The following is a 23,629-nucleotide window of genomic DNA, read 5'->3' as shown; positions in this document are numbered from 1 at the left end:
TGTCAGTCAGGCAGCCCTCATCCCTTCAACTTCTGAATCGCTTTCTCAACTCGCTGCTGTGCTGTCACGTTGCCCTGCGTTTGATAGAGTTCAGCCGCTCTTTGAAGATCCTCCAGGGCGGATGGCTGGTCTTTGAGGGCGGCGTGGGCCAGTCCGCGATCTTCATAGAGAGAAGGGTTTTCGGCATCCAGTTCTAAGGCAAGATTGCAGTCTTCTAGCGCTTTTTTGTTGCCTAAGTTGGCTCGAACATAACAGCGACTCGCCAGATTATTCTGTGATTCAGAATCGAGGACGATCGCTTTCTCACAGTCGGGCAACGCTCCCTTAAAGTCACCCAATCCACGGGCGCGGGCATAACAGCGAGTGTTGTAAGCCAAGCTATTTTCAGGGTCGAGACGGATCGCTTGATCGGCATCGGCGATCGCGCCCTTAAAGTCTTCCAAAAATCCGCGCACTCCGGCTCGTGAAACATAAAATTCGGACTCGTCACTCTGGAGTTGGATTGCTTGATTCCAGTCCGCAAGGGACTTCTGATAATCAAAGAGAGACGAATAAGCGTTGGCTCGTCCCTGGTAGATTTCGGCAGTTTTGGCATCGAGGCGAAGGGCTTGCGAATAGTCTTCAACGGCTCCCTGACCATCGGCAGATTGTAACCGGGCACTGGCACGATCGCGATAAGCCTGGGCATTTTGAGGCTCAAGGTTGAGAACACGGGTGAGATTGGCGATCGCGCTTCCAAAATCATTTTCGGCGAGTTTCTTTTGTCCCGATTCCAGCAGTTCACTGGCGCTGATCGAAGTTGTGCGCGTCGTTGCCAAAGCCAAAAAACCATCTGATTGAATCTTGTTTGACCGAATAAAACTTGCGCCACTCACACTCCGAATGCTGCCCAATGTTGCTTTGAGTTCGTCGATGAAGGGAACGCTGCCTGTCTTCTGGCGACCCATAAATACAGGCAAAATTGCATTGTTCACCAGCGACATCACTGCGCCTCCGTTGACGTAGAAATAGCCCAGATTGTCATCCGAGAAGGGAGCGATCGCCGCCTTAAAGTTGGAGGACTGAGGTAAAGTTCTCGCAGGTTTGGGACTGAATTCTGTGACGGCTCCGCCACCCATCAATAGCAAAATTGTGTCTTCGTCAACCCAACTGTGCGACAAAAAGCTGGTCGGTTTGCCCATGAGCGGGCCCTCCCAAACGGTGACGGGTTGCCCCTGAAGTTTGCGAGTGTTAACAATATCTTTGCCGATGCGCGTTCTGGCGATCTGATCGAGCTTTTTGAAAGCCGCCTCAGCCGCGGGACGATCGCTCGTTTGCACCATCACGCCAAACCCCAGATCCACGTTAGGAAACACTGCTGGAATAAAGCCCTGACGAGTCGGATAGAGAAACGTCACATACTCACCCGTCATCCAGGGAAAAACGTCGCGATCGTCCAGTCCCAAATTCTTCTGACTCAACTGCCGAAACTGCTCTAAGCCTTTCTTTAACGAAGGTTCGGCTTCTAGTCCCGTTGTCAAAACCTGCCAAAACAGCGCGACATTTTTGCTGTTGGCGACGACATAATTGACCTCTGGCAATCGTCCGAGAATCTGGTTAGGAGTCGCGATCGCGTCGATCGTCGCCTGGGGCACAGGTTCCTTAAAGTGAACGCCGACCTCCATGTGCATTCCGTCTGACTCTGCCCAAAGGTAGCCGTCTACCGTGTCGTAATATTTTGCCAACATGTCGATTTGATTGGGATCAATTTTGGGCATGGGGAACCCCGGCGGCAAATTTTTGAACTGCTCTTGATTAAATTGTGTAGAAGCGGCAAAAAGCTTCATGTAGTCGCCGTATCCCGTCATCAGCGCCTTTTGAAACTGAGGTTTTTGAGCCGTCCGTTGAAAGGCAGGATTATCGGCTAGTTTGCCTTCGGTTTGGGCATCAATGAGTTGTTCGATCGCTCCCCCATTCGTCGCAGTCACCACAAAATTAGGGAGAATGGCGATCGCAAACCCTGGCAGCGTATAGGGAGCAACCTCGGTAGGAGCAGTTTTGTCTGATGAGGTGGGCGGTAAAGGCGGTAAAGGTTTGGTCAAAAGAGGGGCGGTTAGCGAATTGATTGCCCGACTGAGCGGTTGATCTAATGAGCAGTCGGCTTTGAGTTTTGAGGTTTGGGCTTTGAGAGGTTTGGTCTTTTTGGGCGCAAAGGTCACGGTTTCTCCGTCTGCTGGAGCAGGTTCGCAGGGGGCGACTTTTTCAGGTTCCCATTCCAAAATGGTGATGCCTTTGTATTGACGCTCGACCCCTTGCGGGTATCTCGAAGCGATCGCTGCTTTCTTTTTGCTGGCTTTGAGGCGTTCTAAATATCTGGGAATTTGGGTCGCGTCTTTGACTGAGGAGATGATCAGCGATTGGTTGGGCGCTTTTTGTTCACGGGCGGGCAGGAGGGCGATCGCAACTTGATCTCCTAACCACGGCTGAACGTCGGTATAAAAATTCATGCCCGTCCCTACCGGATAAAACAGTCCCGGAAACGACATATCTTTAGGAAACAAGCCAAACCGACTCAGTGCTTCCCAGGATTCTGCATTGGTGTTGAGCAAAAAAACGCCCGGTGTATTAGTCGGCAGCAGATTCGCTACCGAGGACGCTGGCAAAGCAGGAGAGGCGGCAGGCGCAGGAGTCGGCGTGACCGTTTGAGCAAGCACTGCCCCAGGCATCAACACAAAAGCAGAAAGAGTCGGCAACAGAATTCGGCGCAAGAACATAATTCAGGTGAAGGTTGAAGGGCAAAGATGGTCGAAGCAGTCTTAATAGATACCTGGCTTTTCCTACCAGTTACCGGAAAGTTTACCAGGAGATTTACTTAAACTTCGATGCCCAAAGATTGCCCAAACCCCGTCCACCTCAAACAACGTCAGTTCGACAAAGTTTTTTCGTTGTTTAGCCCTTCTGCCCCCAAGCTGCCAATTCTGAGGGACGGCGTTGCTGAATCAGGGGATGAATTGCCCCAAAGCGGCGGGAAACCCAAGGTTCAAAGTTCCCCAATTTTGGGGGATTTAGGGGGCGAAAAGATGGACACTTCCCACAGAGTCATCCCTCCAATCAGCAACGCCTGAGAGACTTTCAGACGGGATTTTCGGTTCAAGATTACTCGTGAAGGATTTAGAATTTCCTCCCTCCTCCCTCCTCCCTCCTCCCTCCTCGCGCAGCGGATTACCCCCAAAGGGAGAACAGATCATCGAAGTTCTCCCTCATCCCTCATTCTCCCGTCGCCACCAAGCCCGCACCAGCCGAATCTCGTCATAGCCATACACTTCGCCCAAATAATCGCGCAGTTGCGTTAGGGAATCATCGCCTACTTTTTCGATCGCTTTCAAAATTCGAGTCTTGCGGTCTGAGGCGACGAGTTGATCGAGTTCCACCAAATAGCCCATTTCCAGCAGTTCGGCGAGGTGAGTGGTGACGGTAGAGAGGCGAATGTTGCGCTGTTCGGCGATGTCGGCGGGCTTGATGCCTTTGTGGTGCAGTTCGAGCGTGTATAGCTGGGTGTAGCTGGCCTCGTTTGAGGGCGTTGAGGGCGTTGGAGGAGGTGGAGAAGCCGCAGGCGCAGAGAAGGTTTCAGTCTGAATCGATAAGCCGTTTTCTGATCGAAAGTCGCGAATCTCCGTCAAAAACACGTCGCCGTATTGAGAAAGCTTGCGATCGCCCACGCCAGAAATTTGCAGAAACTGTCCGCGTGTTTGAGGTTGTTGTTGGGCCATCAGTCGCAAACTGGCATTGGAAAACACCACATAAGGCGGAACGGATTGTTCATCAGCGATTCGCTTGCGGAGTTTTTGCAGGCGATCGTAGAGTTCTTCGGCTTCAGCAGTATTGACGGGCGCGATCGTCGTAACGGTGACTCTCGGCTTAATCTGACTAACCGCAATCATTACGGTTCTTTGTTTTCGCAGCACTTGCCAACTCAGGTCGTTGAGCTTGAGAACGGAATAGCCGTCGGTGGCTTCGTCGATCAGCCCCTGGTGAATCAGCGATCGCCCCAGCATTTTCCAGTCTTCGGCGGTGCGATCTTTGCCGATGCCATAGGTTGAAAGATGGTCGTGTCCGTTGCTGAGAATGCGCTTTTCTTTGGAGCCGCGCAGCACGTCGATCGTGTACATTAACCCAAAGTGCTGATTTTTTTGAGCAAAGCGAGCAATGCAGGAGAGAAACTTTTGAGCTTCGATCGTCCAGTCCTCGATCGGTTTGGGAAATCGACAGTTGTCACAGTTGCCACAGTTGCCGGGAAAAGTTTCGCCAAAATACGAGAGTTGAATCGTGCGGCGGCATTCGGTCGCTTCGGCGTAGTTGATGACTCGACGCATTTGTTGGGTAGCGATGCGCTGTTCATCTTCGAGCGGCATTCCTGTATTTGGATCGACTTTTTGACTGATTAAGAACTCGATCGTTTTGATGTCACCTGTCCCGAAGTAAAGCGTACAGTGCGACGGTTCATTATCTCGTCCTGCTCGGCCTGACTCCTGGTAATACCCTTCAATGTTGCGCGGTAGATCGTAGTGAATCACAAATCTAACGTCTGGCTTGTTGATTCCCATTCCAAACGCCACGGTCGCCACCATCACTCTCACGTCATCTCGAATGAAGCGAGTTTGGTTGTCAGTCCGAGTCTGATTGTCTAGTCCAGCGTGGTAAGGCAGTGCAGAAATTTTGTCTCTTCTCAGCTTCTCAGCAATTTCTTCGACTCGTTTGCGACTGAGACAATAAATGATTCCAGAACCGGGCGTTTGGCGAATCTGTTGAACGAGTTCTGCATAGCAATTTTTGGTTTTGGGACGAACATCGTAGTATAGGTTGGGACGATTGAAACTGGCGACATGAACAATCGGCGATCGCAGTTCCAATTGTTTAACAATGTCGTCTCTGACCCGTGGCGTGGCGGTTGCAGTCAGAGCCAAAATCGGAACGTCAGGATAGCGCTGCCGCAAATAATTTAACTGCCGATATTCAGGTCGAAAGTCATGCCCCCACTCAGAAACACAGTGAGCTTCATCGATCGCAAAGGCAGAAATTCCCACGCGATCGCGCATGTGTGGCAAGACGGAATTTAAATAATCTTCACTCAGTAACCGTTCTGGTGCAACGTAGAGGATTTTGATCTGACCATTGAGAACGGCCCGACCGCGCGATCGCAGTTCTTCTGGATTCAGACTGCTGTTGAGAAACGTGGCAGCAATGCCATTATCGCGCAGCAGTTCTACCTGGTCTTGCATCAGCGCAATCAGGGGCGAGACGACGATCATCAGTCCCGGTTGCAGCAGGGCAGGCAGTTGAAAACACAGCGATTTGCCGCCGCCCGTGGGCATGATCACCAACTGGTCACGATTTTCTAAAGCCTGCTCAACAATCTGACGCTGGCCCGGCCGAAAGCTATCGTAGCCAAAGTAATGTTTGAGCGCCTGCTCTAACGAAATCGAGTCAGTGGTGGCAAAGGGACTGGCTGACATTAAACTCACTGGTAATGCGCGATCGTCATGATTCCCGACAGGTTACCAGATGACCCCAGAAGGAGCCAACAGGTAGAGGAATTATCGTATCAGTTTCTTGGTTTTTCGGGGCGATCGTAATACTTTTGATCTAGATTGGGTGGGGCTGAGTTGATTGGCTCTGCTAAGGCGTGCGACTTTCAGGAGATTTGAGAATTTTTAAGTATAATTCCAGCACTGCTACTTTGGAATGAAATTTCTCAGTACGTAAAAGAATATCGCCCTCACCTCTCTCAAACTCTTCAGCAACTTAATCGAGTTGACTTGGACAAACTTAAGACTCGCGAAATCATTCCTAGAGGATGTTTTAAAAAGGCAGCTTGAGCCTCAACTGCAACTGATGCAACTGAGAACAAGTCTTTTGTAAAAGTTGGGATTTTTGTTTGCCCAGGGGCTCAAAACAGCGTGCGAAAATATGAAAGCTGTGTCAGGTGGGTCATGTGATCAGTCAAGGAAACAATGAAGCAACTCCCAAGCGAGTGAAATGGAAGCCTGATATTGGCTATTTGCCCACGCCTGCCGAGGTCGTCGAAGCGATGTTGACTTTGGCGGAGGTAACTTCAGACGATATTCTCTATGACTTGGGCAGTGGAGACGGTCGAATTTTAATCACAGCGGCTCAAAGATTTGGCACTCAAGGAGTGGGCATTGACATCGATCCTAAGCGCGTTCGTCAGGGATTTGAAAATGCTCAACGATCGGGTGTTGGCGATCGCGTCACTTTTCTTCAACAAGATCTATTTGAAAGTGATTTTAGTGAGGCGACGATCGTCATTCTATATTTACTGCCGCATCTAAATCTAAAACTTCGTCCTACCTTACTGGCTCAACTTTCTCCCGGTACGCGCATTCTTTCACACGACTTTGACATGGGAGACTGGCAGCCAGATCGTGTGGTTGAAGTGCAATCAGAAGATCCGGCAATCTTATATCTGTGGAGAATTTAGACGAGAACAGATTGAATCAAAGCTTCGGTGCTGGTTTCATATTCTCGATCGCTAATCTGAGTGTTTTCTCGCCATTCTTCGACGACTTCTAACAGCGCCCGCACTGCAATTTCTCGCTGAATTAAATCAGTGATGGTATCCCAGGCCAGAGTCGCAGTTGGGAAAAATCCCATTTCAATTTTGTAGCCTGCCCAGTGCCACCAGATGGCCACCCAGCCTGCACTTTGTTGAGCAAGTTCGATCGGTTGTCCGAGATGGTTCATCATAAGAGTTGCTGATAAGTAGAGGGTTAAGTTGGTCTTTTTCTCGATAACATCAGAATAGGTGAAAGCCCTCGATCGCACCTCTACAAAAAGAGAAGTTTGGGGATGTCAATGTCTCACTCTCTGGGTGCAGACTAATGAGGTTCTCTCACAACTCCAGTTCCTTCTGTCAAAGATTAGGAAGCCAATCACTTCAGTCGATCGCAAATTAAGATTATTTTGTTGATTGCCAAGTTTCGACCCCAGAGGCTGGCGAGTTTGTATATCATCACCAAAAATTTTTCTAACATCCTCTAAACTAAAGGTTGCTGCTCACCCATTCATCATGACGAGTGCATCCCATCAGCCTAAAAAAGATGATGCTGTATTAGGAGGTCAAGCGATCGCTAGCGCGCCGCCTGGCAGTCTGGTTTTGGGCGGATTTGCAGGCATTGAGCGCAGATTGACAAGTCCCCATGTAGACCAGAGAATCGCGGCTCTGTGGGAGTTGCAAAAATGGAGCTTACAAAAACCAGATCAGATTAGCTTGAAGTTGCTAATTGGGGCGCTTGAGGATTCGTCAGTACGAGTGCAAAAAGTGGCGTATTGGCTGCTGCGATCGCGCTCAGATCATCAGGCAACAGAAGCTTTGCAGCACTACAGTTTTTATCGTCTATTTGAATGCCTTCACATTTTGACAGGGCATCAGGCAGGAGTGACGGCGATTGCACTTTCGACTCGTCATTTTCGGTATCGCGATGATCAAGAGATATTAGTCACTGCCAGTCGAGATGGCGTGATCAAGGGATGGGATTTGCATACGCGAGAGGAGTTGTTTACGCTAAATGCGGGTACGACTGTATATGCACTTTTGCTAGAGGCAGATCAAGATATACTAATTGCTAAATGCAAAAATCAATTGATCAAAGCCTGGAGTTTAAAAACAGAACAAAAGATAAAGCCGCCCGAAAAACAAATTAAAGGTATTACTTCGGTTACGGTAGATGGCAAACATCTAATCAGTAGTAGTCAACGCAACATCAAAATTTGGGATTTACAACAAGGGCGAGAAGTCTGTCTTTTGCAAGGACATTCCAGTCTTGTAACAGCAGTGGCCGTGAGTGAAGATCAATCTCTCGGAGCCAACCATAAAGGATCGCTTCTGATCAGTGGCAGCGAAGATAAAACGATTAGAATTTGGGGCATTGAGTTTTGAGTAAGTTTCTTTTGTTCTTCTTGAATTAAAACGTTCTAAAGAGTAGACAATAAAGATATCCCAATTTGTACAAGCCCTGCCGTTTGCCTGTATTGACGACGGAATGCGAAACACGACATCGGTAAGGCTTGCTCACCAGAGCGATTGGTCGATTTCTTTACCCCACTCAAATCTCTCCATCCGTCAAGGGGGTTGAGCAATTACCACAGGGGAATGGTATCAGATCGACCCTGAATAAATGGGTCAAGCAACGAAGCGAAAAAATCTGTCAAACCTGACATCAAATTAATTCCAAAGCAGAAGCCAACTGCTGAATCTGATCAGACGTGTGGGTTGCCATAAGGGTGATCCGAATGCGGCTAGTGGGCACCGTTGGCGGACGGATCGCTGGGGCAAAAATTCCACAATCTTTCAGAGTTTGGGCGGCTTTTAGCGCAGTTTTGACATCGGGCAACTGTATGCAGAGAATTTGAGAATTGGATGGCAAAAGTTTTAGATGCGGTTGATCAGAGATTAATTTTTTGAGTAACGCTACGTTGTTCCAGAGTTGTTTTCTACGTTGTGGCTCCTGTTGTACCAGTTCGATCGCGCTTATCGCCGCCGCCGTATCCGCAGGTGATAACCCAGTGGTATAAATCCAGCTTGGCGCACGATTGCGAAGAAAGTCAATTAGCGTTGCCGATCCTGTAATATATCCGCCCAGACTTCCGATCGCTTTACTGAGCGTTCCCATTTGGATCAGCGATCGTCCTCGACAGTCCAATTGTTCGACACAGCCCGCCCCTGATGAACCCATCACCCCCGTCGCGTGCGCCTCATCGACTAACACCATACAACCAAATCCGTCTGCCAAATCTAACAGTTCGGGCAACGGACAAATATCACCATCCATACTAAAAATAGTATCCGTGAGAATCAAACAACGTTGAAATTGAGAACGCTGCCGCTCTAAGTGATGTCTTAAATTCTGCATGTCAACGTGATCAAAATCGAGAATCGTGGCACCACTGACGATCGCGCCATTTCTCAAGCTCGAATGATTGTATTGGTCTGACAAAATTAAATCTCGTTTGCCTGTCAGAGCGGCGATCGCGCCCAAGTTTGCCAGATATCCAGAACTAAACACCAGCGCATCTTCGGTTTGTTTGAGATTAGCGATCGCGTGTTCGAGTTGACGATGTAAGGTTCGATGTCCCGTCACCAGTCGAGAACCTGTGCTGCCTGTGCCCCATTCTTTTGTTGCGTCAATCGCAGCTTGAATCAGGCGATCGTCTCCTGCCAATCCTAAATAATCATTGCTGGCAAAGTTGAGATACGATCGCCCCTCAATCTCGATCACCGCCCCCGGAAGACTGTCGATCGCTTGCGTCGATCGATGCCAGCCTGCGCGATGAATGGTTGCCAAAGACTGCTCAATCCAGGCATAGGGATCAGTCATGCTGCGGGCGGTTTTTCAGGCTCAATTTCTTCACTTTTGCCGCGCACGGGGGGCAGTCGATCGACCAGTCCCATATCAAATGCGACATCGGGCAACTCGCCAGCAATATACTTTCCGGGTTGATATAGCTTGCCGGGAGTAAAGCACATTTGCCGTAGCTGCACCTCTTCGCCAGGGAGAAACATCAGCCGAGACATTCTACGTTCGATCGCCATTTTGACCTCCAAACTAACCGCTTAAATGCTAACGCCATTCGTCTGCATGTAGCTCAACAACCAGTTTGCCATCGTCGCCCGTCGCGTTTTGCGAGGAATCAATTCATCCACTTTGTAACCTGAAAAGCCAAGTTTTTCTTTGAGAAGCTGCTTATTTTGGGGAGGAATCGATCGCGTCAATTTCACTGTTGCCGGACGACTCTCAATAAAATTGGGCGGTTCTGGGTAGGCGGTTTTCCATTCGACATCGACTTGAGAAGTGTCCCATTTTTCGACATCGCGATAGCCCAAATAATGCCACACCAAACGATTAACGGTGTCGTCATCGATCGTATCATTCAAAATCGCCCAAATCGTCTCTGTATTCAATTCTGGTAATGCAGCCATAGAATATTTCTTGACTAGTTGAAGAACGAAACTTTAATAGGACGTGAATTCGATGAAATCCCTCGCTGTGGCGATCACTCCAGGCAGCCCCCTAAATCCCCCAAGTTTGGGGGACTTTGAGCAAGAAATCCTGTCCGAAAGTCCCCTAGGGGGGGGGTGGGGGGCAGAAGCGTTAAATACCGAAGCGAAAAAACTCTATCGAATTCACGTTAATAGGAAACAAACACGAATTTAATGAAATTCTTCCCTTCGATTACAAATTCCTCAGCCCCCTAAATCTCCCCCAAGTAGGGATTTTGAACTAAAGCTAAACCAAAATCTTTAAATCAAAACTCTTCTCCTAAAGTCCCCCAAATTGGGGGGTTGGGGGGCAGAAGCGCTCAAAAACGAAGCAAAAGACCCAATTCCAAAAAATCCAAAACGCCCACAGAATAATTATTTCATCCCTCCTCCCTCTTCCCTCTTCCCTCTTCCCTCTTCCCTCTTCCCTCTTCCCTCCTCCCTCTCTTCATTCCACCAACAGTCTCCACCCCGACCAGTGATAGCCAAAATTAAACCGTTTGGGATACAAAATTTCTGCCAAAATCTCTAACGAATCGACGAGACGAGGGCCCGATCGATTGAAGTATTGATTACCATCGGTCACATAAACTTGATAGGTTTGGGCGGCTTTGAGCGATGACCATCCGGGACGATGCGCCAAAACTGCGGCTTCTTGTTGAGTTCGCAAAATGTCTAATCCGCAGGGCATAAAAATGATCACATCGGGATCGGCTTTCAAAAAAGTATCCCAATCCAGCCACGGAGAATGCTTGCCGACTTCGCCAAACAACGGCCGCCCTCCGGCCAATTGCACCAGTTCGGGCACCCAATTTCCCGCAGCCATCAGCGGCTCAGTCCACTCAATGCAAGCCACCGTCAGACGCTCATCTTCTGGCAAATCTTGAGTCCACTGTTGGCAGGCAGCAATCCTCTGGTGAAGGGACGCGATTGCCTCATCTGCCGACACTTCCAACGCATCGGCGACCCGCTGAATATCTGCCCACACATCCGCCAAAACGTTGGGCTGGAGCGAGATAATCTGGGGATGGCTCTGAGTCAGGTTGGCGACAGCCTTTTCGACATCTGCAAGACTGACTGCACAGACTTCACACTGCGCCTGAGTGAGAATATGCGTCGGTCGCACGTTCTGCAACATTTCTGTATCGATCTGATAGACACTCAGCGCCGTTTGCAAAATGTGGTTAACTCGATCGTTGATCTCTCGGCTCGTCCCAAGCGGATTAAACTTTGGCTGCGTACAGATCGGCCGATTTTGAATATCTAGCGGATGGTCACACTCATGCGATCGCCCCACCAAATAATCCTTGAGTCCCAAAAAGTTTACAATCTCAGTCGCACTTGGAATCAGAGAAACTAGTCTCATTCGTTGTCCCTCATCTCACTCCACGTCTAGTGTAGAGGAATCAACTCGGAGAAAAGTAGAAGATTTAGCAGAAGATTTATATCTATCGTAATTTGGAAAGAAGGGATGGAATTGATTCGATCGCACGTTTTCATTTCTGGGCAAGTCCAGGGAGTCGGCTACCGTTTTTCTACTCAAAAGATAGCCACTCAATTGGGGCTAAACGGCTGGGTTCGCAATCTCCCCGATGGGCGCGTCGAGGCCGTCTTTGAAGGCGAAAAACAAACCATTGAGGCGATGCTGAAGTGGTGTGAAACTGGGCCGAGAATGGCGATCGTCCAGCATCTCGAAGTCCATTCTGAATCACCCGAACATCTCCAAGGCTTCCCGATCAAACGATGAGTGACGCTGAATAAATGTCGAATTTAGTGAATTCTGCGCTCCGGTTACAAATTCGGCAGCCCCCTAAATCCCCCACGAGTGAGGGACTTTGAGTAAAACTCTTGTCTTAAAGTCCCTCAGAATTGGCAGCTTGGGGAGCAGAAGATGTGAACACCGAAGCCAAGAAACTTCATCAAACTCACACTTTCTACTCATCCCTCATCCCTCATCCCTTTCCTCCAATCCCGTCTCTGCTGCTTGCCTCATTGCCAAAAAAGCCTCCTTGATGGGCTGGCTTACAGCACTTTGCGGTTCTGATAAAATCAGTGCTTGATAAGCTTCAAGAAAGCGACTCCTCAACCGATGAAACAGGTGTAAAAAATGCCGGATGAAGCTGATACAGTCCAGAATGACAAACTCAATGCCTCCAGTTTCATGGTACAAAGACCGCGCGTAATCTTGAACTTCCACATTGGCTGGCTCAGTTGTGATGAAAATGTAATTGTTGACTCGTCTGCCGCTTAAAAGCAATTTCTGTAGGGCGCGGTCTACATCCTCACGAGTGACTCGCTTATTTTTCATTTCATAGCTGGTGATGATTTCATCCTCTGTGATAAGAGTAATTTCAACATCCCCCAAAGCACCCGTCTGTATATCAGCAGCATTGTGCGCTCTCAACGTGAGAACTTTTTCTCCGAGAAACTCTTCAGCAGATTGATAAGCAGCGGTCACCACAAGGACAGAGAGACGGCTGGTTCCTTTGAGGCTCATGTGTTTCTCAATCAAGTTGACAATATCCTCAGAAGACAAAGGCACCGCATCTTCGGCCGTATTCAGCGTTGCAACTAATGCCTCAATCCGTTGTTGCCGTTCATCTCGATCGACGACCAATAATCTGATCACCTCAGCTATTAGAGTATCCGCTGGAACGCGACCAGAGTAGACCGCATCCAGAAGATTGAGAACAGCCTGATACAGTTGTGGTGGTTTACCGACGAGATTTACATCTCTGGTTAGCGTTGTATTTCGGTTTCGTAGCGCGGGTGTGAGAAAAGCGGTTGTGCTGTTGCACGGCAAATTGTGTTCATTGATAAAAGTTGTAATGTAGCGCTCATCGTAAGTTCGACCCGAGAAAGCATCAGCATCGCCAATTTCTGTATATGGTTTTCTGATATCAATATCAGGGCGATGAAGTTTTGCCAGCAAACAAGCCATCAAAAGACGCACGCCTGCCCGATTTTTAAGATTGCGGGCAACATAGTTGGTGTATTCTCTGATTTGCTGATCCTCAACGAGTGAGTGGTCTACGTTTGCGTTAGCGAGTCGAAGAGCGGCATTGAGGATTTCAACGGGTTCTGCCATTCGCTCACCTCCCTCGGAACATCATAGTTAGTCCAAAGTATCTCTGTTCGAGGTTGTTTGACGGATAGACATTGTTTTGGCAGAGATTCGATACAATTCCAGTCTTTGTAGAGCTGATCTAGCAACTCACAACGATAGCCAGACAGCGCCACTTTCCCTTTGAGGTTGGTCAATACCTCAGCGAGTTCTCGGTGATCGTTGTCCGTCATTTCATAGCCGTAGGCATGACTATCGCCCCGTGAATCATGAGGATAGGGAGGATCACAATAAAATAGAGTTTCCTCACTGTCGTACCGTTGAACCACTTCGATCGCACGCGCGTTTTCGATCTGAACCCGCAAAAGTCTTTGCACAATTTCAGATAGCCCTTCAACACTCCCAAGCCACCGAGAAACTGCTCCTGCCATCCCCGCTCGGCTCGTGAGTTTGCAGTTTGCCCATCTTCCAACACTAGCAGTTTGTGCAAGACCCGTTCTCACTTGACGGGCACAGACAAAGAACCGACGCGCTCTTTCTAATTCTGAAAGATTATCAGTGGCTTCTTCAACTGCAATTTTAAGTTCTTCCCTGGAAAATGGAGTTAGCCCGATCGCTCGAATCAATTCTTCTGGACTATCCCGCAGAGCCCGAAAAAAGTTGACAACTTCCCCGTCAATATCATTGTAAGTTTCAACGGGGGAAGGTTCTCGGTTGAGCAGTACGGCCGCAGAGCCTGCAAATGGCTCACAATAATGAGTGGTTTTGGGCAACAAAGGGAGAAGCCAGTTTAGATGATTAAACTTCCCGCCATACCACCCAAAAGCGATAACCTTGCCCATTTTCTTGCCCAACGTTGACTCTGGACAAGAAGTATACACGAACTAGTGTCTTCGAGTCAGAGATCACTTGAAGATTGTGTTTTCAACCGATCTCTTCGGCCACCGTACTGTCGATCGCTCAAAGTCAACCAAAATTTCAGGCGTTACTGACGGACGAGATGCGAATCCTCCCGTACTGCCTTCAAGCATTCAGACATCCATTGCCTCTACAGGGATTTTGATTACACGGTCAGCAGCGCCTATCCTTCCCTATAGCTTCGATTTGACAAACGTTGCTAATCGCTCTAGACCTCGCTCGATCGTCGTCATATCGGTCGCGTAAGACAAGCGAATATGGTCATCGGCGGCAAAGGCAATTCCTGGAATCACGGCGACTTGCTGTTCGTTTAATAACCCATCACAAAATTCAAGCGAAGATAGTCCCAGCTTGCTGATGTTGATGAATACGTAGAAGGCACCATTAGGCTTTACACAGGTCAAACCGGGAATTTCATTGATCAGCCCTAAAATCGCGAGGCGGCGTTCTGCAAAGGCGAGACGCATCTGTTCGACACAATCCTGGGAGCCTTCAAGCGCGGCGATCGCCCCATATTGAGCAAACGTACAAACATTTGAGGTGCTGTGTCCCTGAATCTTGGTCACGGCGGTAATGAGTTCTACGGGAGCCGCCAAATATCCAACCCGCCAGCCTGTCATTGAGTAAGCTTTGGCAAATCCGCTACTGATGATCGTGCGATCGAACACCTCCCGACTCGCCGCCCCAATGCTCAGATGTTCTGCCCCGTCATACAGCAGCTTTTCGTAAATTTCGTCCGAGACGACAAGAATATCGTTATCAACGACGACTTGAGCGATCGCTCTAACTTCATCAGGTGTATAGACAATGCCTGTCGGATTTGAGGGCGAATTGAGTACCAGCAGCCGAGTTTGAGACGTAATCGCATTTTGCAACTGATCGGGCGTGATTTTATATTGACTTTCTGCCATCGTGGGCACGATTACCGGAGTTCCGCCTGCCAGCTTGACCATTTCGGGATAGCTCACCCAAAAGGGCGCAGGAATAATCACTTCGTCACCCGCCTCGATCAGCGCCATCATCAGGTTATAGAGCGAATGTTTGCCGCCGTTGGTGACAATGATGTTTTCGGGCTGGTAGTTGAGGTGATTGTCGGTTTGTAGCTTGTGGGCGATCGCTTCTCTCAGTCGGGGTTCTCCTGCTGCCGGGCCGTAGCGTGTTTTGCCCTGTTTGAGTGCGGTTTCTGCTGCCAATTTAATGTGTTCGGGCGTATCAAAATCGGGTTCTCCAGCGCTAAAACTGCAAACATCGATTCCGTCACGCTTCATGGCCTTTGCTTTTGCATCGATCGCTAAGGTCAAGGAAGGCGTAACTTGCCCCACACGTCCTGCCAATTTCATGTCAAACCTCAAAAAGTTACTGCGTTTTGCGTCCTGGTGTCTCAATAAAAATTCTCAAAGGCGCTGCACTCGCCCAGCCTTACCAAGCCCCAATTGGACTAAGCAAGAGGTCTTTTATGAAGTGTAGTCCAAGACTGAAATCTACGGAAACGGCACGATCGCAAAAAAAATGAGAAGGAGCCAGCTTTAAGTCTGAAGTTCATGACTTTACCGGATGCCTTCCCATTTTTATCAACCTGATCCATAGCGATTTCCTGTCAGTCTCAGTCTGTTTTTATCAAAGTAAAACGATACTCCGATAAGCGACCCGTGAGTTTTATTCTGTAATCAGGTATACCTCAAAACGCTTAACTCTGCCGCTCGTTGTTAGGCGATCGTGACATCTGGCGAGAGATAGACATCTTGAATCTGATGAAACAACTTGATCCCTTCTCCCATTGGCCGCTGAAATGTTTTGCGACCTGAGATCAAGCCAGTTCCACCCGCTCGCTTGTTGACGACAGCCGTCCGAATCGCTTCCGCAAAGTCATTCTTACCCGATGCGCCCCCTGAATTGATCAGCCCCATCCGTCCTGAGTAGCAATTTAGCACTTGATAACGAGTCAGATCGATCGGGTGATCGGTCGTCAGGTCAGAATAAATCCGGGCGTTGGTTTTGCCGTAGCTGTGTCCCGTTGCTTGGGCGATCGCGCCATAACCATTGTTCACTTCGGGTAGTTTTTGTTTGATGATGTCGGCTTCGATCGTCACGCCCAAATGGTTCGCTTGACCCGTTAGATCACCCGCCAGGTGATAATCTTTGTCTTGCTGAAACGCTGGATTTCTCAGATAGCACCAGAGAATGGTTGCCATTCCCAGTTCATGAGCGCGGGCAAAGGCTCGACTGACTTCTTGAATTTGGCGGGTCGATTCGGGTGAGCCAAAGTAGATGGTTGCGCCGACTGCGACTGATCCCAGATTCCAGGCTTGCTCGACCGAAGCGAACATAATCTGATCAAACTGATTGGGATACGTCAGCAACTCATTGTGGTTGAGCTTGGTGATAAAGGGAATGCGGTGAGCATATTTGCGAGAAACACTGCCCAAAACGCCCAACGTCGTCGCAACTGCATTACAGCCTGCCTCGATCGCCAGTTTGATAATATTCTCGCTATCAAAGTAGATGGGATTGGGCGCAAACGAAGCCCCAGCAGAATGCTCAATCCCCTGATCAACGGGCAAAATCGAGAGATAGCCAGTATTGCCCAACCGTCCAAACGAGTAAAGTTGTTGGAGACTTCGCAACACCTGGGGAGAACGATCGCTGATACTAAAAATGCGATCGACAAAATCGGGGCCCGGTAGATGCAGTAAATCTTTAGAAACTTTTGCCTTGTGGGTCAGCAAATCCTCGGCTTCATCACCCAGCCAGGACTCGATCGACTGAGGTGCAGAGAGTGTAGCGGTCATTGCACAAAACCTCAATAGAAGGGATGAGGGATGAAGGAGGAGGGATGAGTCCCCAAAAGATTAGTCCTTCAAGCCTTCTTTAATTTAGCGTTTGTCTGGAATTTCGCTTGTGTCTTTAGTCAGGAAAACAGCCAAGATAGAAAGATTCGGTTTGGGGTTGTCTTGATGAAGGTGCGATCGGCGTGGGTGACTTTAGCGGCAACAGATTTTGAGCGATCGCTTCAGTTTTACCGCTCTCTTTTGAATCAAGATCCGATTTCTCAGATTGCTAACACTTACGCTGAGTTTGCGATCACAGGCTTACGACTCGGAATCTACAAACCCAGACCTAAAGAACTGTTGTTGTCAGAAGTAACCGATCGCTCCTTTCCCATTCTCAGCTTTTGTTTGGAGGTTGAAGATTTGCAAGTGGCGATCGCCCATTTATCTGAGTTGAATTGTCCCCTTGGAGAAGTCATCACCGCCGCCCACGGGCAAGAAATTTATGCTTACGATCCCGATGGCAATCGCTTGATCTTCTTTCAGCCTGCTGCATAAATTCCGAAATCAAGACTGATTAATAAGAAGGATCGAGAACGGTGCGACTTCTGGCAGGTAACTCGAAGAGATCAATCTATTCTTTTAACGTGAATTCGATGGAAGTTTCTTCGCTTCGTTGCCAAGCTTCTGCCCCCCAAGCTGCCAATTCTGGGTGACTTTAAGACAAGAGTTCTGGTTTAGGTTTAGAGTCGCCTGCTTGAGGGAGATTTGGGAGACTGCGAATTTGTAACCGAGACGAAGAAGTTCATAAAACTCAACGCTTCTAATCTCTAGAACCTACATCCTGAGAAGGATTTGAAGTTTGTGAGAAATTGTTACATAGATTAATACTCGTTTAATATAGTCTTTGAGAAGGGTGAAAAAAAATTATGGAACAAACCACACGACTCGATTTAGTCACATTCTTAAAAGAAGAACTCGCACTGCCTGCCCCCGCGATCGACCTTGCTCTGCGCCAATCTCAGCAAAATACAACCGTGCTGCCGATGATTTTGTGGCAATACGGTTTGGTCACGCTAACTCAGCTTGATCAGATTTTTGATTGGTTAGAAAAGCTTTGAGCTGACGACTCAGACGACTTTACAATTCAAGCTTTAATAATTCACCGAATACATCCGCCCATTGCGAATTTGCACGACGGGATGATTTGACAACCGAATCAAACTTTCGTCATGAGTCGTGACAATGACTGTAATCCCAATTTGATTGAGCTTTTTGAGAATTTTGATCACCTGCCAGGAGTTGTCAGGGTCAAGGTTTCCGGTTGGCTCGTCGGCTAAAAGAATGGGAGGCGTGCCCACGATCGCCCGTGCAATACTCACCCTTTGCTGCTCTCCGCCCGACAACTCTTCAGGAAAACACTCCGCTTTGTGCGTCAGCCCCACCATTTTGAGAGCAGGCTGTAGCCGTCGATGAATTTCCTTGCGCGTGTAGCCCTGCGCCCAGAGAACAAACGAAATATTCTCCGTCACCGTCCGCCGTGGAATCAGCTTGTAGTCTTGAAACACAATCCCAATCCGGCGGCGCAAATGAGAAAGCCGATCGCCCCGCAGTTTGGTCAGCGAATCTTGATCCACAATCACGTCACCTTGCGAAGCCCGCTCCTCTCCATACAAAAGTTTAAGCAAGGTTGACTTTCCAGAACCAGACGGGCCCGTAATGAATAAAAAATCGCCCCGCTTCACAGTCAGATTGACCTCGATTAGCGCTTGACTGCCGTTGCGATAAAGCTTGCTGACATTGCGTAATTGAATAATGCTCTCAGCCGTCTGAGTCTGGCTAACGGGACGATCGCTCAAAACCTGTGTCATAAAATCATTGCTCCAGTTTCTTGCTGACCGGATTTTTTTGGGTAAATCGATAGACGATCGCTCGCCAAGCAAACTTAGGTAAAGCCAGCATTCGTCGCCAGCGCCAGGGTTCTTGATAGAGCCGATAGAGCCATTCCAGGTGATTGTCTGCTAACCAGGCAGGGGCGCGCGATTTGGTGCCAGCCCAGATATCAAAACTGCCGCCCACACCAACCCAGACCGCATTTGGGCAGAGGTGACGATGTTGAGCAATCCACAATTCTTGACGTGGCACGCCCAACCCCACAAAGATTAAACGAGGTTGCAGCGTTTGTAACATTTCCAAAAAAATCGGCTCATCTGCGGGGGTGAGATAGCCGTGTTGAGTGCCCACGATCGCTAATCCTGGCATCTGTTTTTGTAGAACTTGGGCCGCTTGCTCTGCGACACCCGGAGCGCCTCCATAAAAGAAGACTGACCAATGGGAGGAGGGAGGAGGGAGGAGGGAGGAGGGAGGAGGGAGGGATTGGAGGTCAGTGTTGAATCGGGCGGATTGTTTAAGCAGAGCTTCTGATAGCTCAATACCTGGGCAGCGGGTGACTTGTTTGCCGTGAAGTTTGAGATAGAGCACCACACCGGCCCCATCGGGGATGACCAGTTCTGCATGGTGAATGATCTCGGCCAGCGGGGGATTGTATTCGGCTTGCATGGTCATCTCAGCGTTGAGCGTTACCACATGACAGCCTTTTTGTTGATGTAGCCGATCGACCAACCACCCTGGATAGTCATCTACTAAATGAATTGGCAGACCCAAAACCGATAGTCCGGCTGGCATTGTTTTGCTCACGGTTTTGCTCACGATCGTGTCTCATCTCAGGCTTCTCAGGCAATGGATTATAGCCCAAGATCAGAGTAGAACGATCGCTTTGTGGTTGAAGGATAAAAGATGGTGAGAATAGCTTCTATCAATAGAGCAAAACTAGAGCAAAACGATCGAGGGATTCATTGAGCGATCGACGTAAATTCAGACGTGAATTCAATAAAAAAATTTTGCTTCGGTGTTGAAATCTTCTGCCCCCACCCCCCCAATTCTGCTACCGTGTACACACAAGTCGTTGTCGCTTCGTTTCAGGCGGCTTCAGCCCCCTAAATCCCCCATTCTGGGGGACTTTGACCAAGGAAAGATTTCCAAAGTTCAAAGCCATGACGACGGCTCAAAGTCCCCCATTTTTGGGGGATTTAGGGGGCGAAGGATCTCAGCAATGACAGATCGATCGACGTGTGTACACGGCAGCAATTCTGGGAGACTTTAAGGCAAGAGCGGTTCATTTCAAAGTCCTTCACTTGTGGGGAATTTGGGGGGCTGACCCGATTCACAACCGAAGCGAGAAATTCCATCCAATCCAGACCTGACTAAGGATCACAGGTTGCCGGAACTATGGATGTATTGGGTTTGGTACACAGTGGCCCCAGACCAGCCGGAAGAATGGGACGAGTGATAAATGATAGAGGGCCAGCTTTCTGTTCGCCGTTGAAGGGAGTCGGTTTAGACGGGTCAAATCCACAGTCCTTAGCGTCTTCGGGATTGTTGAACCAGAACCCTAGATGAAATGTTTTGGTCGGTTTGAGACCAACCGCAGAATCAAACCCAAAAATCTGATCCAAAAGAATTGTCTTAACTGTCGTATTGCCAGGTCGCAGATCTGACTGATACCAGACGAGTCCAAAGCCTTTGAAGTTGGGATCGAGACTACCGTCGGCAAGTTGTAGACTGTTCTCAAGCGAAAACAAATCAAATTGAAGACCCGGCTTAAAGCCTTTGAGCGTCACTTTCATCGTGTCGTTGCGACTGCCCCGTGTCACTGCCACATCAACAGTTGGAGTCACGTAGGGATCAGCCGCCATACACTTCACAAACTGCTGGACTGGATAAAGCTGAAACTTGACCTCTGGCACTTCTTGAGCCTGAACCTGGTAACTTAGGGTCGTAGCAGCGATCGCCAAAAAGCTAGTCGTCAAGGCAGCCGTTCGTCTCAAAACCGGGGCTAGATGCTGGGACATAGAAACCTCTTAGAATGAGTTGAATTGGTCGATTTGATTTCACTGACCAGAGGGTTACACGTCCGCCATTGAGCGCTTATGCAGCAATTTGCTTGACAAAAATAGTTTTCTTTGTTTTCGGAATTGGTAGCTTGAAGGATGAGGCATGACAGAAGAGATGAGGAGAGATGAGGGAGGAATCGGTCTTCTACCCTGATTGGCCTGATTGGATTGATCCACCGCTCACAAAGAGGGACACACGCAATGAAAGTATTTAGGCGAATTCTGTTGTTTTTGGTGACGGTCGGCTTGCTGATTGGGCTGTATTCACCCTTGCGGGGATGGGCGGTGCAAAAAGTTACGCCTCGTCCCAATCCACAGGAATTAAAGCAGGCCCTCGATCGCAAAGACATCCCAGCGGCCATTCGACTCGTAGAAACAGGCTGGAAACAGCAGTACGAAGATTATTACCAAGGGCGATTGACGAGCCAACTTTTAGAAGCCGACGCGATCGCTCGCACATTAGGCAGACTTTCGAGTGAAACGGGCAAACGATCGGCGCTCTTTTATATGATTCCGACTCCGACGGCTCTGGAGTTAATTTTGGTATCACCGGGGGCGGCTCCCATTCATCGTCGCGTTTCGGCTGCCAATCGCACAGTGTTGCTGCAAGTGATGCAAGAGTTTCGGTTGGGTGTGGTCAATCGTGAGAGCGATCCGGGTGACTATCTTCCGGCGGCTCGTCAACTTTATAATTGGATGATTGCCCCACTAGAGTCCGAATTAAGGGCACAGCGCATCGATCACCTGATCTTCTGTTTGGGAACTGGTCTGCGGAGTGCGCCTTTAGCAGCCCTGTATGATGGACGACAATTTCTGATTGAGAAGTACAGTTTGGGGATTATTCCGGCGTTTAATCTGCTCGATCGTCGGGCCGCCTCCCTAGCAGGAACTCAAATCTTGGCGATGGGTGCATCAGAATTCAAAAATCAAGCGCCGCTGCCTGCTGTACCAGTTGAGCTTTCTGCCATTACGGGCAATCTTTGGCGAGGTAAATCGCTGCTCAATCAAGACTTTACGCTGGCTAATCTCAAAGCCCAACGCGCTGCGACTCCCTTTGGCATCATTCATCTCGCCACTCATGCAGAATTTTTGCCCGGCGAGGCAGACGAGTCTTATATCCAATTTTGGGATTCTCAACTGAGAATTGATCAGGTTAGGTTTCTCAATTTGCGCGCTCCCGCCGTGCAGTTGTTGGTGTTGAGTGCTTGCCGAACGGCATTGGGCGATCCGCGGGCAGAGTTAGGGTTTGCGGGGTTTGCAGTCCAGTCGGGAGCGCAGGCGGCGATCGCCAGTCTCTGGTCAGTCAGCGATGCGGGGACGCTGGTTTTGATGAGTGAGTTTTATCGTCATCTCAAGACGGCCCCGATCAAGGCCGACGGTTTGCGGCAGGCTCAACTTGATTTGTTGAAAAAGCGGGTAAATCTAAAAACGAGTGTGGCAATGCAGGCGAGAGGCGTGAGGTTGCCGTCTGAGCTAGAAGGGTTTGCGACAACCGATTTGTCTCATCCTTATTATTGGGCAGCGTTTACGGTAATTGGGAATCCGTGGTGAGAGAGATGAGCTTCGATGATCTGTTCCCCCTTTGGGGGTAATCCGCTTCGCGAGGAGGGATGTTATGCCGGATTCTCTCTGCCCCCGTTAATAACGACTACCGTGTACACACAAGTCCGGAATCGCTTCGTTTCAATCGGCTTCAGCCCCCTAAATCCCCCAATCTGGGGGACTTTGACCCAGAGAGATTGCCTAGCATTCAAAGTCCCCCAATTTTGGGGGATTTAGGGGGCGAAGGGTCTCGGCAATGACAGATCAATCAACTTGTGTGTACACGGTAGGTTAATAAACAGGGGGAATCAAGAGTTTAGTGCTTTCTTCTTCAAGAAGAGTTTAGTTCCTCCTTTTAAGGGAGCTAGGGGGATCTAAAGATGGGCTAATCCATTAGGAATTGTGCTACATGCTCATCACCGTTGAAGTTTGGGCTTTAGCGTAGTAAGTTTTGAGGTTGATGACCTTTAGCGAGGGGTGTTCACATCATGCAGCCGCGTCAAAGCGTCACTGATTTGTTTTCGGCGTTTCTAAAATGGGCGACAGATGGGGTGGGGGGCTGGACGATCGACCCTCGGCTTCACCGCAGTATTCGAGCTTGTCTGGAGCGGGTGCCCGAAGCAAAGTCTGAAAGTTATTGGGCGATCTACTGGCACAAGGTTTGGTTAGAAGAACGCAATTCAAAAGCTCTGTTGGCTAGTCAAACTGTGGTCAGTCAAACTGTGGTCAGTCAAACTGCAAAACTATCTGAGGGACATTTGTCTGCCTATTTGCAGGAGGCTTGTTATTGGAGTGCTTATAAGACGATCGCTCGGTTGTCTCATTCGCAGTTTGGGGTGGCTGATTGTTTTCAGGTGGCGATCGCAGAGGTGCCAAAAATTCTCAAAGCCTGTGATCCAGAACAGCGGGCCAGTCTCAAAACGTATGCGAGTACAGCATTTAGCAACATTATTCGCGATTACTTACGGCAACGTCGAGAAATTGATTTTTGTACCGATTGGGGATTGCTGCTAAAACTTAGTCGCAAACGCTTGATCGAATCTTTAGAAAACGCTGGAATTAATAGCGAGGTAATTGAAAATTACACACTGGCATGGACATGTTTTACGTCGCTCTATATTCCTAAAAAATCACCTGAGTTACGAAAAAGTTCTCCCCCCGATCGAGACACCTGGATCGCAATTACCAATCTCTACAATTCCCAAACCCAACGCGCTAAAGCGACTCCAGAATCACTCGAACGCTGGCTGACTGTGTGTGCGAGTCGATCGCGAGACTATTTGTATCCCTCGGTGACCTCGCTCAATTTGCCCAAATCTGGAGACATGACGGGTGAGCGCCAAGATGA

Annotated in this window: 21 protein-coding genes; 7 read left to right on the top strand and 14 right to left on the bottom strand. The window is 49.0% G+C overall.

Annotated features, from left to right (window positions below):
- Positions 1 to 17 precede the first annotated feature (17 nt).
- Together ACKFKF_RS10925 and recQ are read right to left on the bottom strand one after the other, a co-directional pair.
- Positions 18 to 2,753: a DUF3352 domain-containing protein gene (locus ACKFKF_RS10925; protein WP_446867741.1), complete on the bottom strand. Its 2,736-nt coding sequence runs from the start codon at positions 2,751 to 2,753 to the stop codon at positions 18 to 20.
- 486 nt (positions 2,754 to 3,239) lie between these two features.
- Positions 3,240 to 5,492: a DNA helicase RecQ gene (gene recQ, locus ACKFKF_RS10920; protein ID WP_446867740.1), complete on the bottom strand. Its 2,253-nt coding sequence runs from the start codon at positions 5,490 to 5,492 to the stop codon at positions 3,240 to 3,242.
- A gap of 479 nt (positions 5,493 to 5,971) precedes the next feature.
- Here recQ and ACKFKF_RS10915 point away from each other — a divergent pair, with 479 nt between their 5' ends.
- Positions 5,972 to 6,478, top strand: a complete 507-nt coding sequence (locus ACKFKF_RS10915) for an SAM-dependent methyltransferase (protein WP_446867739.1) — start codon at positions 5,972 to 5,974, stop codon at positions 6,476 to 6,478.
- On the opposite strand, the gene ACKFKF_RS10910 is transcribed toward ACKFKF_RS10915, so the two are convergent.
- Positions 6,475 to 6,744 carry a hypothetical protein gene (locus tag ACKFKF_RS10910; RefSeq protein WP_446858914.1) on the bottom strand — a complete coding sequence of 90 codons (270 nt, stop codon included), beginning with the start codon at positions 6,742 to 6,744 and terminating at the stop codon, positions 6,475 to 6,477. The genes ACKFKF_RS10915 and ACKFKF_RS10910 overlap by 4 nt on opposite strands.
- Positions 6,745 to 7,066: 322 nt before the next feature.
- Between ACKFKF_RS10910 and ACKFKF_RS10905 the strand changes: the two genes are divergently transcribed.
- Positions 7,067 to 7,936, top strand: a complete 870-nt coding sequence (locus ACKFKF_RS10905) for a hypothetical protein (protein WP_446867738.1) — start codon at positions 7,067 to 7,069, stop codon at positions 7,934 to 7,936.
- Positions 7,937 to 8,216: 280 nt separating this feature from the next.
- Here ACKFKF_RS10905 and bioF read toward each other — a convergent pair whose 3' ends face one another.
- The 4 genes from bioF to ACKFKF_RS10885 form a co-directional block, all read right to left on the bottom strand.
- Positions 8,217 to 9,374 carry an 8-amino-7-oxononanoate synthase gene (bioF, locus tag ACKFKF_RS10900; protein WP_446867737.1) on the bottom strand — a complete coding sequence of 386 codons (1,158 nt, stop codon included), beginning with the start codon at positions 9,372 to 9,374 and terminating at the stop codon, positions 8,217 to 8,219.
- The gene (locus tag ACKFKF_RS10895) at positions 9,371 to 9,589 is read right to left on the bottom strand and encodes a hypothetical protein (RefSeq protein WP_446867736.1); all 219 of its coding nucleotides are present in this window, start codon (positions 9,587 to 9,589) and stop codon (positions 9,371 to 9,373) included. The genes bioF and ACKFKF_RS10895 overlap by 4 nt, the downstream gene beginning before the upstream one ends.
- Before the next feature lie 21 nt (positions 9,590 to 9,610).
- On the bottom strand, positions 9,611 to 9,976 hold the full coding sequence (locus ACKFKF_RS10890) for a DUF1823 family protein (RefSeq protein ID WP_446858919.1): 366 nt from the start codon (positions 9,974 to 9,976) through the stop codon (positions 9,611 to 9,613).
- A 508-nt stretch (positions 9,977 to 10,484) separates the two neighbouring features.
- Positions 10,485 to 11,402: a cobalamin-binding protein gene (locus ACKFKF_RS10885; RefSeq protein ID WP_446867735.1), complete on the bottom strand. Its 918-nt coding sequence runs from the start codon at positions 11,400 to 11,402 to the stop codon at positions 10,485 to 10,487.
- A 105-nt stretch (positions 11,403 to 11,507) separates the two neighbouring features.
- Between ACKFKF_RS10885 and ACKFKF_RS10880 the strand changes: the two genes are divergently transcribed.
- Positions 11,508 to 11,783: an acylphosphatase gene (locus tag ACKFKF_RS10880; RefSeq protein WP_446858538.1), complete on the top strand. Its 276-nt coding sequence runs from the start codon at positions 11,508 to 11,510 to the stop codon at positions 11,781 to 11,783.
- 198 nt (positions 11,784 to 11,981) lie between these two features.
- Here ACKFKF_RS10880 and ACKFKF_RS10875 read toward each other — a convergent pair whose 3' ends face one another.
- From ACKFKF_RS10875 to ACKFKF_RS10860, 4 genes are all read right to left on the bottom strand, one after another.
- Positions 11,982 to 13,124, bottom strand: coding sequence for a restriction endonuclease, SacI family (locus ACKFKF_RS10875; RefSeq protein WP_446858539.1), 1,143 nt, complete (start codon positions 13,122 to 13,124; stop codon positions 11,982 to 11,984).
- Positions 13,067 to 13,942 (bottom strand): DNA adenine methylase, encoded by an 876-nt coding sequence (locus ACKFKF_RS10870; RefSeq protein ID WP_446867734.1) that lies wholly within the window; start codon positions 13,940 to 13,942, stop codon positions 13,067 to 13,069. The genes ACKFKF_RS10875 and ACKFKF_RS10870 overlap by 58 nt, the downstream gene beginning before the upstream one ends.
- A gap of 249 nt (positions 13,943 to 14,191) precedes the next feature.
- Complete coding sequence (locus ACKFKF_RS10865; RefSeq protein WP_446867733.1) at positions 14,192 to 15,358, bottom strand: pyridoxal phosphate-dependent aminotransferase; 1,167 nt, start codon at positions 15,356 to 15,358, stop codon at positions 14,192 to 14,194.
- Positions 15,359 to 15,724: 366 nt separating this feature from the next.
- Positions 15,725 to 16,807, bottom strand: coding sequence for a class I fructose-bisphosphate aldolase (locus ACKFKF_RS10860; RefSeq protein WP_446867732.1), 1,083 nt, complete (start codon positions 16,805 to 16,807; stop codon positions 15,725 to 15,727).
- 165 nt (positions 16,808 to 16,972) lie between these two features.
- Between ACKFKF_RS10860 and ACKFKF_RS10855 the strand changes: the two genes are divergently transcribed.
- Positions 16,973 to 17,344 carry a VOC family protein gene (locus ACKFKF_RS10855; RefSeq protein WP_446867731.1) on the top strand — a complete coding sequence of 124 codons (372 nt, stop codon included), beginning with the start codon at positions 16,973 to 16,975 and terminating at the stop codon, positions 17,342 to 17,344.
- A 371-nt stretch (positions 17,345 to 17,715) separates the two neighbouring features.
- Positions 17,716 to 17,907 (top strand): DUF2949 domain-containing protein, encoded by a 192-nt coding sequence (locus ACKFKF_RS10850; RefSeq protein WP_446858544.1) that lies wholly within the window; start codon positions 17,716 to 17,718, stop codon positions 17,905 to 17,907.
- A gap of 33 nt (positions 17,908 to 17,940) precedes the next feature.
- Here ACKFKF_RS10850 and ftsE read toward each other — a convergent pair whose 3' ends face one another.
- From ftsE to ACKFKF_RS10835, 3 genes are all read right to left on the bottom strand, one after another.
- Positions 17,941 to 18,657 carry a cell division ATP-binding protein FtsE gene (gene ftsE, locus ACKFKF_RS10845; RefSeq protein WP_446867730.1) on the bottom strand — a complete coding sequence of 239 codons (717 nt, stop codon included), beginning with the start codon at positions 18,655 to 18,657 and terminating at the stop codon, positions 17,941 to 17,943.
- Between the two features lie 4 nt (positions 18,658 to 18,661).
- Positions 18,662 to 19,495: a WecB/TagA/CpsF family glycosyltransferase gene (locus ACKFKF_RS10840; protein WP_446867729.1), complete on the bottom strand. Its 834-nt coding sequence runs from the start codon at positions 19,493 to 19,495 to the stop codon at positions 18,662 to 18,664.
- Positions 19,496 to 20,049: 554 nt separating this feature from the next.
- Positions 20,050 to 20,697, bottom strand: coding sequence for a hypothetical protein (locus ACKFKF_RS10835; protein ID WP_446867728.1), 648 nt, complete (start codon positions 20,695 to 20,697; stop codon positions 20,050 to 20,052).
- 243 nt (positions 20,698 to 20,940) lie between these two features.
- On the opposite strand from ACKFKF_RS10835, the gene ACKFKF_RS10830 reads away from it, so the two are divergent.
- A complete protein-coding gene (locus tag ACKFKF_RS10830) occupies positions 20,941 to 22,290 on the top strand; it encodes a CHAT domain-containing protein (protein WP_446858553.1) in 1,350 nt (449 codons plus the stop codon).
- 479 nt (positions 22,291 to 22,769) lie between these two features.
- Positions 22,770 to 23,629: sigma-70 family RNA polymerase sigma factor (locus ACKFKF_RS10825; protein ID WP_446867727.1), on the top strand; the 860-nt coding region annotated here is incomplete at its 3' end.

The organism is Phormidesmis sp. 146-12, from assembly GCF_052939495.1.
Note: the sequence above shows the minus strand (reverse complement) of the source record. Positions and strands in the feature narration are given on the sequence as shown.